13 protein-coding genes and 1 pseudogene are annotated in these 13,483 nt (G+C 67.3%); 7 read left to right on the top strand and 7 right to left on the bottom strand.

Annotated features, from left to right (window positions below):
• Positions 1-296, bottom strand: a 296-nt coding sequence (locus ACREE8_RS17680) for an MBL fold metallo-hydrolase (RefSeq protein ID WP_431574325.1), incomplete at its 3' end; no start/stop codon positions are given.
• Positions 297-529: 233 nt separating this feature from the next.
• Between ACREE8_RS17680 and ACREE8_RS17675 the strand changes: the two genes are divergently transcribed.
• Positions 530-1,300, top strand: coding sequence for a class I SAM-dependent methyltransferase (locus ACREE8_RS17675; RefSeq protein ID WP_431574324.1), 771 nt, complete (start codon positions 530-532; stop codon positions 1,298-1,300).
• Positions 1,301-1,332: 32 nt separating this feature from the next.
• Here the strand turns inward: ACREE8_RS17675 and metW are convergent, their stop codons facing one another.
• Together metW and metX are read right to left on the bottom strand one after the other, a co-directional pair.
• Positions 1,333-1,965: a methionine biosynthesis protein MetW gene (metW, locus tag ACREE8_RS17670; RefSeq protein ID WP_431574323.1), complete on the bottom strand. Its 633-nt coding sequence runs from the start codon at positions 1,963-1,965 to the stop codon at positions 1,333-1,335.
• A 16-nt stretch (positions 1,966-1,981) separates the two neighbouring features.
• Positions 1,982-3,151 (bottom strand): homoserine O-acetyltransferase MetX, encoded by a 1,170-nt coding sequence (metX, locus tag ACREE8_RS17665; protein WP_431574322.1) that lies wholly within the window; start codon positions 3,149-3,151, stop codon positions 1,982-1,984.
• 155 nt (positions 3,152-3,306) lie between these two features.
• Between metX and ACREE8_RS17660 the strand changes: the two genes are divergently transcribed.
• The 4 genes from ACREE8_RS17660 to ACREE8_RS17645 all read left to right on the top strand — a co-directional run bounded on the left by ACREE8_RS17660 (position 3,307) and on the right by ACREE8_RS17645 (position 7,981).
• A complete protein-coding gene (locus ACREE8_RS17660; protein WP_431574321.1) occupies positions 3,307-4,218 on the top strand; it encodes a chorismate mutase in 912 nt (303 codons plus the stop codon).
• Positions 4,219-4,220: 2 nt separating this feature from the next.
• A complete protein-coding gene (gene hisC / locus ACREE8_RS17655) occupies positions 4,221-5,330 on the top strand; it encodes a histidinol-phosphate transaminase (protein WP_431574320.1) in 1,110 nt (369 codons plus the stop codon).
• On the top strand, positions 5,327-6,244 hold the full coding sequence (locus tag ACREE8_RS17650; RefSeq protein ID WP_431574319.1) for a prephenate/arogenate dehydrogenase family protein: 918 nt from the start codon (positions 5,327-5,329) through the stop codon (positions 6,242-6,244). The genes hisC and ACREE8_RS17650 overlap by 4 nt, the downstream gene beginning before the upstream one ends.
• A 315-nt stretch (positions 6,245-6,559) precedes the next feature.
• On the top strand, positions 6,560-7,981 hold the full coding sequence (locus tag ACREE8_RS17645; RefSeq protein WP_431574318.1) for a homospermidine synthase: 1,422 nt from the start codon (positions 6,560-6,562) through the stop codon (positions 7,979-7,981).
• Between the two features lie 69 nt (positions 7,982-8,050).
• Here ACREE8_RS17645 and ACREE8_RS17640 read toward each other — a convergent pair whose 3' ends face one another.
• Both ACREE8_RS17640 and ACREE8_RS17635 read right to left on the bottom strand, forming a co-directional pair.
• Positions 8,051-9,142: a S8/S53 family peptidase gene (locus ACREE8_RS17640; protein WP_431574317.1), complete on the bottom strand. Its 1,092-nt coding sequence runs from the start codon at positions 9,140-9,142 to the stop codon at positions 8,051-8,053.
• A 147-nt stretch (positions 9,143-9,289) separates the two neighbouring features.
• Positions 9,290-10,333, bottom strand: coding sequence for a DUF2125 domain-containing protein (locus tag ACREE8_RS17635; RefSeq protein ID WP_431574316.1), 1,044 nt, complete (start codon positions 10,331-10,333; stop codon positions 9,290-9,292).
• A gap of 95 nt (positions 10,334-10,428) precedes the next feature.
• On the opposite strand from ACREE8_RS17635, the gene ACREE8_RS17630 reads away from it, so the two are divergent.
• Together ACREE8_RS17630 and ACREE8_RS17625 are read left to right on the top strand one after the other, a co-directional pair.
• Positions 10,429-11,355 (top strand): DMT family transporter, encoded by a 927-nt coding sequence (locus tag ACREE8_RS17630; protein WP_431574315.1) that lies wholly within the window; start codon positions 10,429-10,431, stop codon positions 11,353-11,355.
• Entirely contained in the window at positions 11,352-11,945 is a 594-nt protein-coding gene (locus ACREE8_RS17625) for a gamma-glutamylcyclotransferase (protein WP_431574314.1), read from the top strand. Before ACREE8_RS17630 ends, ACREE8_RS17625 begins: the two co-directional genes overlap by 4 nt.
• Positions 11,946-11,955: 10 nt before the next feature.
• Here the strand turns inward: ACREE8_RS17625 and ACREE8_RS17620 are convergent, their stop codons facing one another.
• Entirely contained in the window at positions 11,956-12,180 is a 225-nt protein-coding gene (locus ACREE8_RS17620; RefSeq protein WP_431574313.1) for a zinc-ribbon domain-containing protein, read from the bottom strand.
• A gap of 20 nt (positions 12,181-12,200) precedes the next feature.
• Positions 12,201-13,483, bottom strand: a pseudogene (locus ACREE8_RS17615) (adenosylcobalamin-dependent ribonucleoside-diphosphate reductase); the annotation flags it as partial.

The raw sequence follows: 13,483 nt of genomic DNA, 5'->3' as shown, positions 1-13,483 counted from the left end.
CCCGAGGCCTCGTCCACGGCTTCGTCGATCGCGGGAATGCGCGCGCGGTCATAGGCCGGCCCCACCACGCGGGCGCCCGTCGCCGCCTTGAGCTCGACATTGCCGCCGCAATGATCGCCATGGTGATGGGTATTGAGGATATGGCTCAACCGCCAGCCGCGCGCGGCGACGGCCTCCAACACCGGCTCGGCTTCCGACGGATCCAGCACCGCCGTCAGCCCGCTCTTCGGCTCATGCAGCAGATAGCCGTAATTGTCCTTCAGCAGCGGAACGAGCGCGATCTCGAGCGGGGTCATGGGGGTGCGGCGTTGATGCAGGAGGTGCCAACTCTAGCAGCGCCGCTGCGGGCGCCCAAGACCTGCTATCCGCAAGCTCGTGGCGGCGGCGGAGGGCGCGAAGGCCTGAGGGCGAGTGGCCACAGGATGACAATTAGGCGGCGGAGGGCCCTTTAAGGAGGCTCAGGGACCTGTAAAACCTCGCCTCATCACCAATTTATAGTCAGGCAACTTCCATGGTATAAACTCGGTCCATGTGGAACGACGCTGTCGATCTGCGCGATTTCTACGCTTCGCCCCTGGGGCAGATGGCGCGCCATCTGTTGCGGCGGCGGTTGCGGCAGATCTGGCCGGATGTGGGCGGGCAGTCGGTGCTGGGGCTGGGCTATGCCACGCCTTACTTGCGCCAGTTCCGGCCCGAGGCCGAGCGGGTGCTGGCCTTGATGCCGGCGGGCCAGGGCATCCTCCATTGGCCGCCGGGCGAGCGCGGCCTCGCGGCCCTCGTGGACGAGACCGACCTGCCGATCCCCGACCGTTCCATCGACCGCGTGCTGCTGGTCCATGGGCTCGAATGCGCCGAGCATCTGCGCGACCTGTTGCGCGAGGTCTGGCGGGTGATGGCCGACGACGGGCGCCTGCTCGCGGTCGTGCCCAACCGGCGCGGCATCTGGGCGCGCAGCGACCGCACGCCCTTCGGCCAGGGCCAGACCTTCTCGCCCTCGCAGCTCTCGCGCCTGATGCGCGACAACATGTTCATGCCGACGCAGAACGGCGAGGCGCTGTTCCTCCCGCCGATCCGCACCAGCTGGATGCTCAAGACGGCGCCCGCCTGGGAGCGCATCGGCGGGCGCTGGTTCTCGCGCTTCGCTGGCGTGGTGATGATCGAGGCTGGCAAGCAGCTCTATGGCGTGGCCTCGGTCAAGGCGCCGCCGCGCCGCCGGCAGGCCGCCGTCATCGCCTTCCCGCAGATCGCGGGCCGCGAGACGCGCCGCGGCAGCCTGTCCAAGGATCCCGGCGAGAATTGATTTCTCGCGGTGTCCCCGGCAGGACAGCCTGCCTAGCTCTGACCCTTCAACAGAAACAACCCCTGCTCGCCCAGCAGATTGGCGAGCTGCAGCGAGCGGATCGGGCGTGCATTGCCCTTGGCATCGATCGCGATCGCGCGTTCGATCGCGATGTCGCTCGAGCGGCAGAGCCCGAAGAAATCCCGGATCGTGCAGAGATGGATGTTGGGCGTGTCGTACCAGCTCGACGGCAAGGTCGGCGTCACCGGCATGCGGCCCATGGCGCCCAGATGCCAGCGCACGCGCCAATGGCCGAAATTGGGGAAGGAGACGATGGCGCGCCGGCCGATGCGGGTGAGCTGGCGCAGCACGGCCAGCGGATTATGCGTCGCCTGCAGGGTCTGGCTCAGCACCGCATAGTCGAACGCGTCGCTCGGATAGTTGGCGAGGTCGATGTCGGCGTCGCCCTGGATCACCGAGAGCCCCTGCGCCACGCAGGCATTCACGCCGGCCTGGCTCAGCTCCATGCCGCGCCCGTCGACCTGCTTGAAATGCACCAGATAATCGAGCAGCGCACCGTCGCCGCAGCCGATATCGAGCACGCGCGTCGCGGGCTGGATCATGTCCGCGATGAGCTGCAGGTCGACGCGGATGCCGGCCTGGTTGATCGAAGCCTCTGACGCCACCCGGATCTCTCCCCGCTCAGCCGCGATTGAGGCCGCGATGTTCCGCGCAGCCGCCGAGGAAGCCGCTGAGCATGCGATAGAACTCCGGCACGTCGAGCAGGAAGGCGTCATGGCCCGCGTCGCTCTCGATCTCGACGAAGCTGACATTGGCCGCGACCGCGTTCAGCGCGTTGACGATCACGCGGCTCTCGCGCGTCGGGAACAGCCAGTCGCCGGTGAAGGAGACAGCGCAGAAGCGCACCGGCGTGCCGCGAAAGGCGTTGGCGAGGATGCCGCCATGCTCGGCCGCGAGATCGAAATAATCCATCGCGCGCGTGATGTAGAGATAGGCGTTCGCGTCGAAGCGGTCGACGAAGGTGGACCCCTGATGGCGCAGATAGCTCTCGACCTGGAAGTCGGCCTCGAAGCCGTAGGTCAGCTTCGAGCGGTCCTGCAGGCTGCGCCCGAACTTGCGATGGAGCGCCGCCTCCGAGAGATAGGTGATATGCGCCGCCATGCGCGCGACCGAGAGCCCGCGCGCGGGATTGCGGCCTTGCGTCAGATAGTCGCCGGCGCACCATTCGGGATCGGCCATGATCGCCTGGCGCCCGACCTCGTGGAAGGCGATGTTCTGGGCCGAATGGCGCGCGGCGCAGGCGATCGGCACCGCCGCGAAGACCCGCTCCGGATAGGTCGCGGCCCATTGCAAAACTTGCATGCCACCCATCGAACCGCCGGTGACGCAGAACAGCTTCTCGATGCCGAGATGGTCGATCAGCAGCTTCTGCGCGCGCACCATGTCGGCGATGGTGACGACCGGGAAATGCAGCCCATAGGGCTTGCCGGTGACGGGATCGGGGTCGCTCGGCCCCGTGGTCCCCATGCAGCCGCCCAGGACATTGGCGCAAAAGACGAAATAGCGATCGGTGTCGAGCGGCAGGCCCGGCCCCACCATGTTGCTCCACCAGCCGGATTTGCCGGTGATGGGGTGGGTGTCGGCCATGAACTGGTCCCCGGTCAGGGCGTGGCAGACCAGGATCGCGTTCGACTTGTCCTTGTTGAGCTGGCCATAGGTCCGGTAGGCCACCGTGAACGGCCCCAGGGCCACGCCGCAATCGAGCGGCATCGGCTGGCTCTGGCCGAACACCACGCGCTCGCCGGGAAGGCGAGCACGGACCTCGGGTGAATTGCGCGTCAGGCCGGCCATCGGGTTCGGGGAGCTCTCAGGGGAAGGGTCGAAGAGGGCAGGAAAACCAGCGGATTAGCTAGGGGTGCGCCCCTCGCACTGTCAACGTTTTCTTTGATTTTAAGACGCTGGCCGACTATCACTAACCCGCCTTTCCAAGAGCTGGATCCCAACGCATGGCCGACGCCCAACCCACCCTCGACGATCTGCGTCGTCAGATCGACGAGATCGATGTCACGCTGCAAGAACTGATCGTGCGCCGGGCTGAAGTGGTGACGCAAGTCGGCGCCCTCAAGAACCGCGTCAGCGGCGGCGCGCGCGTGGTTCATATGCGTCCCGCGCGCGAGGCGATCATCCTGCGCAAGCTGGTGGAGCGCCATCGCGGACCGCTGTCGAAGGCGACCCTGGTGCGCATGTGGTGCGAGCTGATGTCGGCCTCGCTCCGGCTCGAAGGCAGCTTCTCGGTGGCGGTCTGCATGCCCTCGGCCTCGGAAGCCGGCTACTGGGATCTGGCGCGCGATTATTTCGGCAGCATGACCCATCTCATTCCGCGCGAATCCGCGCGTCAGGCGCTGGGCGCCGTGTTCGACGGCGAGGCCTCGGTCGCGGTGCTGCCGATGCCGCAATCGACCGACAGCGACCATTGGTGGCGTCTCCTCCTCAGCCGCGACGCCAAGGCGCCGCGGATCGTGGTGCGGCTGCCCTTCGGGGCCCGCGGCTCGGAGCGCGGCGCGCCGGTCGAGGCGCTGGTGGTGGGGCCGATCGTGCCCGAGGCCTCGGGCCTCGATCGCAGCCTGGTCGCCGTCGAGACGGCGGCCGAGCTGTCGCGCAGTGCGCTTGCCGCCGCCTTCAAGGCCGAGGCGCTCGAGCCCAGCTTCCGCGTCTTCGGCGTCGGCCCGGCCGAGACCGGCGGCTATCTGCATCTGATCGAGGTTCCGGGCTTCCTCAGCCCTGACGACAACCGCCTGGCGCGCCTCGCACGCCGGCTGGGGCCGGCCTTGCAGCAGGTCTGGACGCTGGGCTGCTATGCCGAGCCCTTGAGCGATGCCGAGCTCGGGATCGCGGCCAGGCCCAAGGGAGGCCGTTGACCATGGCGATCACGCCGCGCCCCGGCATCATGTCGATCGCGCCCTATGTCGGCGGCGAATCGAACCTGCCGGGCCAGAACCGCATCATCAAGCTCGCCTCGAACGAATCGCCGCTGGGGCCCAGCCCGCGCGCGATCGAGGCCTATAGGGCGCTCGCGGGCGACCTCCACCGCTATCCCGATGGCGGCGCCGTCTCGCTGCGCGAGGCGATCGCGCGTCATCACGCGCTCGAGCCTTCGCGCATCGTCTGCGGCGCCGGCTCCGACGAGCTGATCGGCCTGCTGGTGCGCGCCTATGCCGGGCCCGGCGACGAGGTGCTCTATAGCCGCCACGGCTTCCTCATGTATCCGATCGCGGCGCAGAGCGTCGGCGCCACGCCGGTGACGGCGCCCGAGCGCAACCTCACGGCCGATGTCGACGCGCTGCTGGCGCGCGTGACGCCGCGCACCCGCATCCTGTTCCTGGCCAACCCGAACAACCCGACCGGCAGCTATCTGCCGAGCGCCGAGGTCAAGCGCCTGCGCGACCGGCTGGCGCCCGACGTGCTGCTGGCGCTGGACGCGGCCTATGCGGAATATGTGACGCGGCCCGATTACGATGCCGGCGCAAGCCTGGTCGAGAGCCACGACAATGTCGTGATGCTCCGCACCTTCTCGAAGATCTACGGCCTGGCCGCCTTGCGCATGGGCTGGGCCTACTGCCCGCCGGCGGTGGCCGATGTGCTCAATCGGGTGCGCGGGCCCTTCAATACGGGAGCCGCGGCCCAGGCCGCGGCCGTGGCAGCGCTTGAAGATCGCGCCCATACCGAGAAGGCGCGCGCGCATAACGACCGCTGGCTGCCCTGGTTCAGCCGCCAAGTCGAGGCGCTGGGGCTGATCCCCCATCCGAGCCTCTGCAATTTCATCCTGGTTCAATTTCCCGAGGCGACCGGCGGGGCCGAGAAGGCGCTGGCCTTCCTCAACGGCCGCGGCATCATTCCGCGCCGCATGGCGGGCTACGGCCTCCCCGATTATCTGCGATTCACCATCGGCACGGCCGAGGAGATGGAGGCGACCGTGGCGGCGTTGCGCGAATTCACCGGCCGGGAGCCGGAAACCGGAGGCTCGCGATGAGCGCCCAGACAAGCCCCCAGAAAAGCCCCCCCAAAAGCCCGTTGTTCGAGCGCGTGGCGCTGATCGGGCTCGGCCTGATCGGCTCCTCGCTGTCGCATGCGATCCGCCGCGGCGGCCTCGCCCGGCATATCTCGGGCCACGCCCGCTCGGAACGCACCCGCGCCAAGGCCGTCGAGCTGGGGCTGGTGGATTCGATCCACGCGGACCCGGCTTCCGCGGTGAAGGATGCCGATCTCGTCATCATCTGCTCGCCGGTCGGCACCTATGCCGAGATCGGTGCCGCCATCCGCGACAGCCTCGAGCCGGGGGCGATCCTCAGCGATGTCGGCTCGGTCAAGCAGGCGGTGATCCGCGATCTCGGGCCCAATGTCCCGGACGGCGTTCATTTCGTGCCCGGCCACCCGATCGCCGGCACCGAGCATTCCGGCCCGGAATCGGGTTTCGCCACCCTGTTCGACGGGCGCTGGTGCATCCTGACGCCGCCGCCCGGCACCGATGCCGCCGCCACCGACAAGATGGTCCGGTTCTGGCAGGCCTGTGGCAGCCAGGTCGAGGTCATGGAGGCCGGCCATCACGACAAGACGCTGGCCATCACCTCGCATCTGCCGCATCTGATCGCCTACACCATCGTCGGCACGGTCGCCGATCTCGAGGACGCGACCCAGAGCGAAGTCATCAAATTCTCGGCCTCGGGCTTCCGCGACTTCACCCGCATCGCGGCGTCCGACCCGGTGATGTGGCGCGACGTGTTCCTCAACAATCGCGACGCGGTGCTGGAGATGCTGGGCCGCTTCGCCGAGGATCTGACGGCGCTGCAGCGTGCGATTCGTTGGGGCGAAGGCGACAAGCTCGAGGCGCTCTTCACCCGCACGCGCGCGATCCGGCGCGGGATCATCGACGCCAAGCAGGCCTGAATCCGCCACTTCGTCGCCGAGGGAGGCGTCGCCCGCCAACCGGGTGAGGCATTCCGTCCTGTGCGCCCGCAGATTTTTTTCTTGCGCGGCCGGCAAATTTACTGGATATCCCCGAGCGAAGACGCCGCACGCACGTGCAACGGGCTCCCTGGCGGGCTCGGCAACGGCCGAAAGCGTCCTTTTTGGATCGATCGGTGCCTCGCGAGCGACGCGGGCACTGAGGCCCGAGAGGGAGCCGTCGAAGCTTTCCGGCCGGCGATGCGAGCAGAGCGCTCCTTCCGGACGGTATGATCGACACCGAGCGGAGGTGACCAGATGACGAAAAAATTTCCATTCAAGGGCCGCATCCTGATGCTGGGCTACGGCTCCGTGGGCCGCTGCACCCTGCCTTTGATCGACCGGCATTTCGACATGCCCCTGAGCCGCATGGCGATCGTCGAGGCCGACGACCGCAGCAAGGCGCTGGCACCCTATATCGCGCGCGGTCTCAACTACGAGACGACACCGATCGTGCATGGCAATCTGGACGCGATCCTTTCCAAATATCTGGGCAAGGGCGATCTGCTCATCAATCTGTCGGTCGAGGTCAGCTCGATCGAGCTGATGAACTGGTGCCACGCGCATGGCGTCCTCTATATCGACACCTGCATCGAGCCCTGGGCCGGATATTACGATAATGTGTCGCTCCCGGCGCATGAGCGCTCGAACTATTTCCTGCGCTACACCGCCCTCGAGAATGCGAAGAAGTGGCCGAAGGGCTCGTCCTCGGCGCTGCTGACCCATGGCGCCAATCCGGGCCTGGTCTCGCATTTCCTCAAGCAGGCGCTGCTCGACCTTGCCAAGAAGCTCGGCCTCTCGGTCGCCAAGCCGACCTCCAAGGCGGAATGGGCGCAGTTGATGATGAAGACCGGCACCAAGGTCGTGCATGTCGCCGAGCATGACACCCAGATCTCGAACGACCCGAAGAAGCCGGGCGAGTTCGTGAACACCTGGAGCGTGCCGGGCTTCGTCGGCGAAGGCCTGCAGCCCGCGGAGCTGGGCTGGGGCACGCATGAGAAGGGCCTGCCGGCGGACGGCCATGAGCATCCGATCGGCCCGAAATGCGCGATCTATCTGGGCCAGCCCGGTTGCGTGACGCAGGTGCGCTCCTGGACGCCGATCGGCGGCCCGCTGATCGGCTTCCTCATCACCCATGGCGAATCCATCAGCACCTCGGACTATTACACGGTGTGGGACAACGGCAAGCCGGTCTTCCGCCCGACCTGTCACTACTCCTATCACTGCTGCAACGACGCGGTGCTGTCGGTGCGCGAGCTGCAGATGAACGGGTTCCACATCCAGGACAAGCACCGCATCCTCGGTCCCGAGATCACCCAGGGCATCGACGAGCTGGGCGTGCTGCTGATGGGCGATTACGGCGCCTACTGGTATGGCTCGCAGCTCGGGATCGACGAAGCGCGCCAGCTGATGGGACCTGAGTTCAACGCCACCTCGATCCAGGTGGCCGCCCCGGTCCTCGCCGGCTGCATGTACATGATTGAAAATCCGACGCTCGGCCTGCTGGAGCCCGAGGATATCGACCACGACTATGTGCTCGACATCTGCCGTCCCTATCTGGGGCCGGTGGTCGGCGTCCATAGCGACTGGAACCCGCTCCGGGGCCGCGACCGACTCTACAAGGAGCCCCAGCTCGACTTGACCGATCCCTGGCAGTTCCAGAATTTCCGGGTGAGTTGACGCACTCAATACTGTTCCCTCCCCCTTGCGGGGGAGGGGATCAGAACAGCGCCCTTCCGTTCTCCCCGTCTAATTCTGCTCCTTCTCCGCCAGCCGTTCGTTCTTCGTGAGCTGCTCGGGCTTGGGCAGCGTCGCGTAGATCAGGCGGTAGGCGTCGAGCGTGCCGGTGGTGTAGTCGGCGGCGCGATCGCGGGGGACGGGGCTGTTCTCGTGCGGCAGCGTGCCATAGGCCTGCGTCAGCGCCACGCGGAAGGCCTCGATCTGCTGCCAGCCGTCGTAATTCTGCAGCGCCTTCGCCTGCTTCTTGCGCCAGATCGCGGCGGCGGCCACCACATGGACCGTGGCGTAGGAAGTGCCGTCGCCATAGCCCCAGCCATAGATCGGATTCTTGACAGTCTTGCCCTTGCTGTTGGTGAGCGTGCTGTCGGCGCGGAAGATCGGATCGGCCGGCCCCCAGACATCGACCCGGTCGCGGCCGGCATTGTAGTGGTTGTAGATGCGGATCGCGGACTCCGACGATTTGAGTCCGCCCACGCCGATCGCGCGATCATATTTGCCGGGGTAGGTCACGCTGTCGGTGTATTGGCCGGCGGCGGCGATCACCATCACCCCCGCCTCATAGGCGCGATCGATCGCGGCCCCCAGCTCCGGTCCCGGAAACACCGGCCCGCCCAGCGAGATGCTGATCAGGTTGCAATGACGGATCTCGACCGCGTGGCTCACGGCCGCCGCGAGATTGACCCAGATGCTGCGATTGAACATCTGCGGCTCGAGCACGACATCCTCGACCACGCGGTAGGGCACGACCGGAACGCCGGGCGCCATGCCCGAGAAAGACGATTTCACGCCGTCGACCGTGATGGTCTGCGCCGGCGCGCAAAGCACGCTCGAGGTGCGCGTGCCATGGCCCGGCGTGCGGATGAGCCCGGTCCCTTTCAGCGGATCCATCGGCGGCTTGCTGGGCTCGAGATAATTCACGCCCTCATTCACCAGCAGCGGCACCTTGCCCTTGCTCCAGTCGCCGAAGGCCGGGTGCTCGGTGTAGCCGGTGTCGAGATGGGCGACCTTGACGTCGCCCCAATCGACGCCGGTGGGGCCGCTGATGGCCCTGAGGGCGGCGTCCAGGCGCGGCAAGGTGCTGTTCCAGGTGCGTGGATTCATGTCGTTCCCCTTCCATGACCGATCCACGGGCCTGGGCCGCCCCGTGAGGAAGCGCGGAATCCCCGCGCTCCTAGGACAAAATTCTAGTCGCCGTTCGCGACGGCGTCATGAATCTTGTGAGCAGCGAGGAGAAGGCGCTGTCGAGGCCTAGCGGACCACCGGCGCCAGCTTGGCGAGCTTGAGAGGCCCGCTGCGGAGCTCGCCATCCTGGGCGGTCAAGGGCAGCTTCACGCGGCCTTGGCCATCGGAAAGCAGTGCCAGGCCCAGCGCCGCGAGCTGGGCGTCGTTGGGCTTCATCAGCCCGGCATCAGCCAGCGCCTGCAAGGTTTCGATCGTGCCCTGAACCGAGGTGTTGGCCGCCGCCAGGGGACGCAGCTGATCGTCGAGCGCAAAGGTGCCACTGCCGGTGAGCCGGAGCGGCCCCCAGGCGAGGCCCACGAGATCGAGATCGACGGCGCCGCCGGCATCGCGCCAGGCGGCGAGCGAGGCCGCATCGAATCCACGCGGCAGCGGTCCCTCGAGCCGTCCCGAGGTTGCGAGATGATCGAGCTTGGGCCCCAGCGCCAGGCGCGGATCGGGCGGCATCGTGACGTTCTCGGCGCCGAGATCGAAAGCGAGGCTGGCGGCGATCGCGGCGGCCGGATCCGGTGCAGGCTGGCTCACGGTTGCGTAGAGGCTCTCGATCGTCGCGGCCGGTTTGTCCGGCTCCTGCGCGCTGATGCCGCCGGCGGTCAGCCTGAAGCGATCGAGCCGTCCATCCGTCGCAAGCGACAGCAGGCCCTCGGCCGTCTTGGCTTCAACCTCATAGTGGTGACCCCGCGCCTGGACCTGATGCGCGCCCGGCATGGCGAAGGCGATGTCCAAGGGCGACCAGGCGGGCGCATCGATCGCGAGATCGGGACCGGACCAGCTCCAGGAGCCGTCGCCCGCCGCCGCAGTCGGCGCCGCGATCCGGGTCCTCAAGCGGAAAGGAAAGCCGCCGATGGGATCGCGCTGCGCCTCGATCTTGTAGCCCTCGGCGCGGCGGGCCGCGATCCAGAGATCGATCGAGGTCGCGAAACGACCGGCGGCTTCATGCCACCAGAGCGCCCAGCCGCCGGCGAGTCCGGCCAGAACGAGAACGGCGATGAGGGCGGCGATCCAGGATTTCCGGGTCATGGGCAGGAGATGTAGCAGATTGGGGGCGGCCAAGCGCGCTTGCCGGCGCAGGCGCGGTCGCTATGATGGACGCGGACCCCAAGATTTTTCAGTCCCTTGATCTCCCCTTCCATCTTTCCCTGCCGGTCATGAGCGCTCCTGCCGCCGATTCCGCGGCCTCTCCGATCGCGCGGCTGCTGCAGGCAGCGGTGCCGGCTGTCTTCGTTGTCATGTGGGCCTCGGGCTTCGCCGGCGCGCGGCTGGGCCTGCCTTATGCCCCGCCCCTCACGCTGCTGTTCCTGCGCTTCGCGATCGTGGTCGCGGTGGTGCTGCCGATCAGCCTCGTCACCCGCGCACCCTGGCCGCGAGGCTGGCGCCTGCGCGGCCATGTGGCGGTGGTGGGACTGCTGATGCATTCGGCCTATCTCGGCGGCGTCTATTGCGCCATCGCCGCGGGCGTGCCCTCGGGCATCAGCGCCCTCATCGTCGGGCTGCAGCCCCTGCTGACCGCGGCCGTGGTCGGTCCCTTTCTCGGCGAGCGGGTGACGAAGCTGCAATGGCTCGGCCTCGCGATCGGACTCGCCGGCGTCGCGCTGGTGCTGCTCGACAAGCTCCATTTCGACCACGCGCAGAGCTGGGGCGTGGTCCTCGCCTTCGGCGGGCTGTTGAGCGTCACAGCAGCGACGCTCTATCAGAAACGGTTCTGCAGCCATGTCGATCTCCGGACCGGGGCCGTGATCCAATATAGCGCCGCGAGCCTGGTGCTGTTGCCGCTGGCCCTGGCACTGGGCTGGGGCCCGATCGAATGGACCGGCGAGCTGATCTTCGCCATGGCCTGGCTGGTGCTGGTGCTGTCGCTGGGGGCTGTCTCGATCTTCTATCTGCTGATCCGCAAAGGGGCCGCGTCGCGCGTGACCAGCCTGTTCTACCTGACGCCGCCGGTGGCGGCACTTCTGGGCTGGATCATCTTCGGCGAACGTCTGGGGCCGGTCGCTCTCTTCGGCATGGCGCTCACAGCCTGCGGCGTGGCGCTCGTCATGCGCCGTTCCGTGCGCTGGCGCTGGGGCCGATCATGAGCGAAGCCCCGCTGATCGAAAGCCGCCGCCTGACGGCACCGCCCGAGGGAGACTTCTGGGTGTTCGGCTATGGCTCGCTGATGTGGAAGCCGGAATTTCCTTATGTGAAAGCGGAAGCCGCCTTGTTGCGCGGCTGGCACCGCGCCTTCTGCGTCTGGTCGGTGCATTACCGCGGCACGGTGGAGAAGCCGGGACTGGTGCTGGGGCTGGATCGCGGCGGCGCCTGCCGCGGCCGCGCCTTCCTGGTGGCGCCGAAGGACAAAGCCGAGGTCGCGAACTATCTCCATGAGCGCGAGATGGTGACCGGCGTCTATGAGCCGCGCTATGTCACGGTCGAGCTCGCCTCGGGCGAGAAGACGCGCGCCGCCACCTTCCTCGCCGATCCGCATCATTCGCAATATGCCGGCAAGCTCGAGCCCGCGACGCTCATCCGCATCATCCGCGAAGGCCATGGCAACGCCGGCAGCAATCTCGATTATCTGCGCAACACCGTGCGCCATCTGGACCAGCTCGGCATCGCCGACGGCCCGCTGCATCGCCTGCTGCTGGATGCCGAACCCGATGCGCCGCAGAAGAAGGCGAAGCGCTGACCGGCGTCGCCTAGGGCGCCTGGTTGCCGACGCCGCGCGCAAAGGTGAAGAGCGTCTCGGCGAAATGGGCGAGGCTGGAGAGATCGCCGAGCCACAGGAACAGGATCAGTACCATCAGCCCGCCCAGGAGCCAGACATACCAGGGGCGCTGGCTCTGGACCTTGGTGCCGCAATAGGGGCACTCGTCGACGGTCCGGCTGATGCGTTGGCCGCAATGCGGGCAGGGGCGCCCCATGATCCGGCGCCCCTTTCGCCTCAGCTACACTTCGAATAGCCGCAGGAGGTGCAGAGGTCGCAGCCTTCCTGGCGGATCAGCGAGGGCTGGCTGCATTTGGGGCAGCGCGGCAAGAGGCTGTGGCGCTCGGGATCCGAGGCACCCTGTGTGTTGCCGGCCGGCAGATTGACCACCTTGCGCTGGCTCTCGAGCGTCAGGCCCGGCGTCTGGTGGCCGGCGATGAAGCCGATCTCGATCATATGGCGCTCGATGACGTCGCCCAGCGCCGCCAGGAGCGAGGGCACATATTTGCCGTCCATCCAGCTGCCGCCGCGCGGATCGAACACGGCCTTGAGCTCCTCGACCACGAAGGAGACGTCGCCGCCGCGCCGGAACACCGCGCTGATCATGCGCGTGAGGGCGACGGTCCAGGCGTAATGCTCCATGTTCTTCGAGTTGATGAAGACCTCGAAGGGCCGGCGCCTGCCGTCCTGGATCACGTCGTTGATGGTGATATAGAGCGCGTGATCGCTCTCGGGCCAGCGCAGCTTGTAGGTCTGGCCGGGCAGGGCTTCGGGCCGGTCGAGCGGGCGCGTCATATAGACGACGCCGCCGGCCTCGAACGGATCCTTGGGCCGGGGCTGCGGGACGGTCAGCGGCAGCTCGGCCTGCGCCTTGTTCTCGGCGGGCCTGGTCTCGAGCACGGCGCCGGTGATGTCGTTGGGCCGGTAGGTGGTGCAGCCCTTGCAGCCCAGCTCGTAGGCCTGGGCATAGACATCCTTGAAGGCCTCGAAGGAGAGATCAACCGGCACGTTGATCGTCTTCGAGATCGAGCTGTCGACATATTTCTGCACCGCGGCCTGCATGACCACATGGTCGCCGGGCGTCAGCGTCTGGGCGTCGACGAAATAATCGGGCAACGACGCATGATCGCCCTTGAGCCGGCGGAACAGCCGGTAGGCGTAGTCCGTCACCTCTTCCTGCGAGCGCGAGCCGTCCGGCATCAGCACATTGCGGGTGTATTTGAAGCTGAAGACCGGCTCCAGCCCCGAGGACACATTGTTGGCGAAGAGCGAGATCGTGCCGGTCGGCGCGATCGAGGTCAGGAGCGAGTTGCGGATGCCATGCCGGGCGATCGCCTCCTGCACATCCTGGTCCAGCTCGCGCACGGTTTCACCCGCGAGATAGGCGCCGGCGTCGAACAGCGGGAAGGGCCCTTTCTCGGCGGCAAGCTCGGTCGAGGCGAGATAGGCAGAGCGCTGGATCGCCTTCATCCACTGCTCGGTCAGCGCCACCGCCGGGCCCGAGCCGTAGCGCGCGCGCA

Origin of the sequence: Hypericibacter sp. (assembly GCF_050729195.1) — a bacterium.
Taxonomy (GTDB): Bacteria; Pseudomonadota; Alphaproteobacteria; order Dongiales; family Dongiaceae; genus Hypericibacter.
This window is presented reverse-complemented; position numbering and strand designations above follow the sequence as displayed.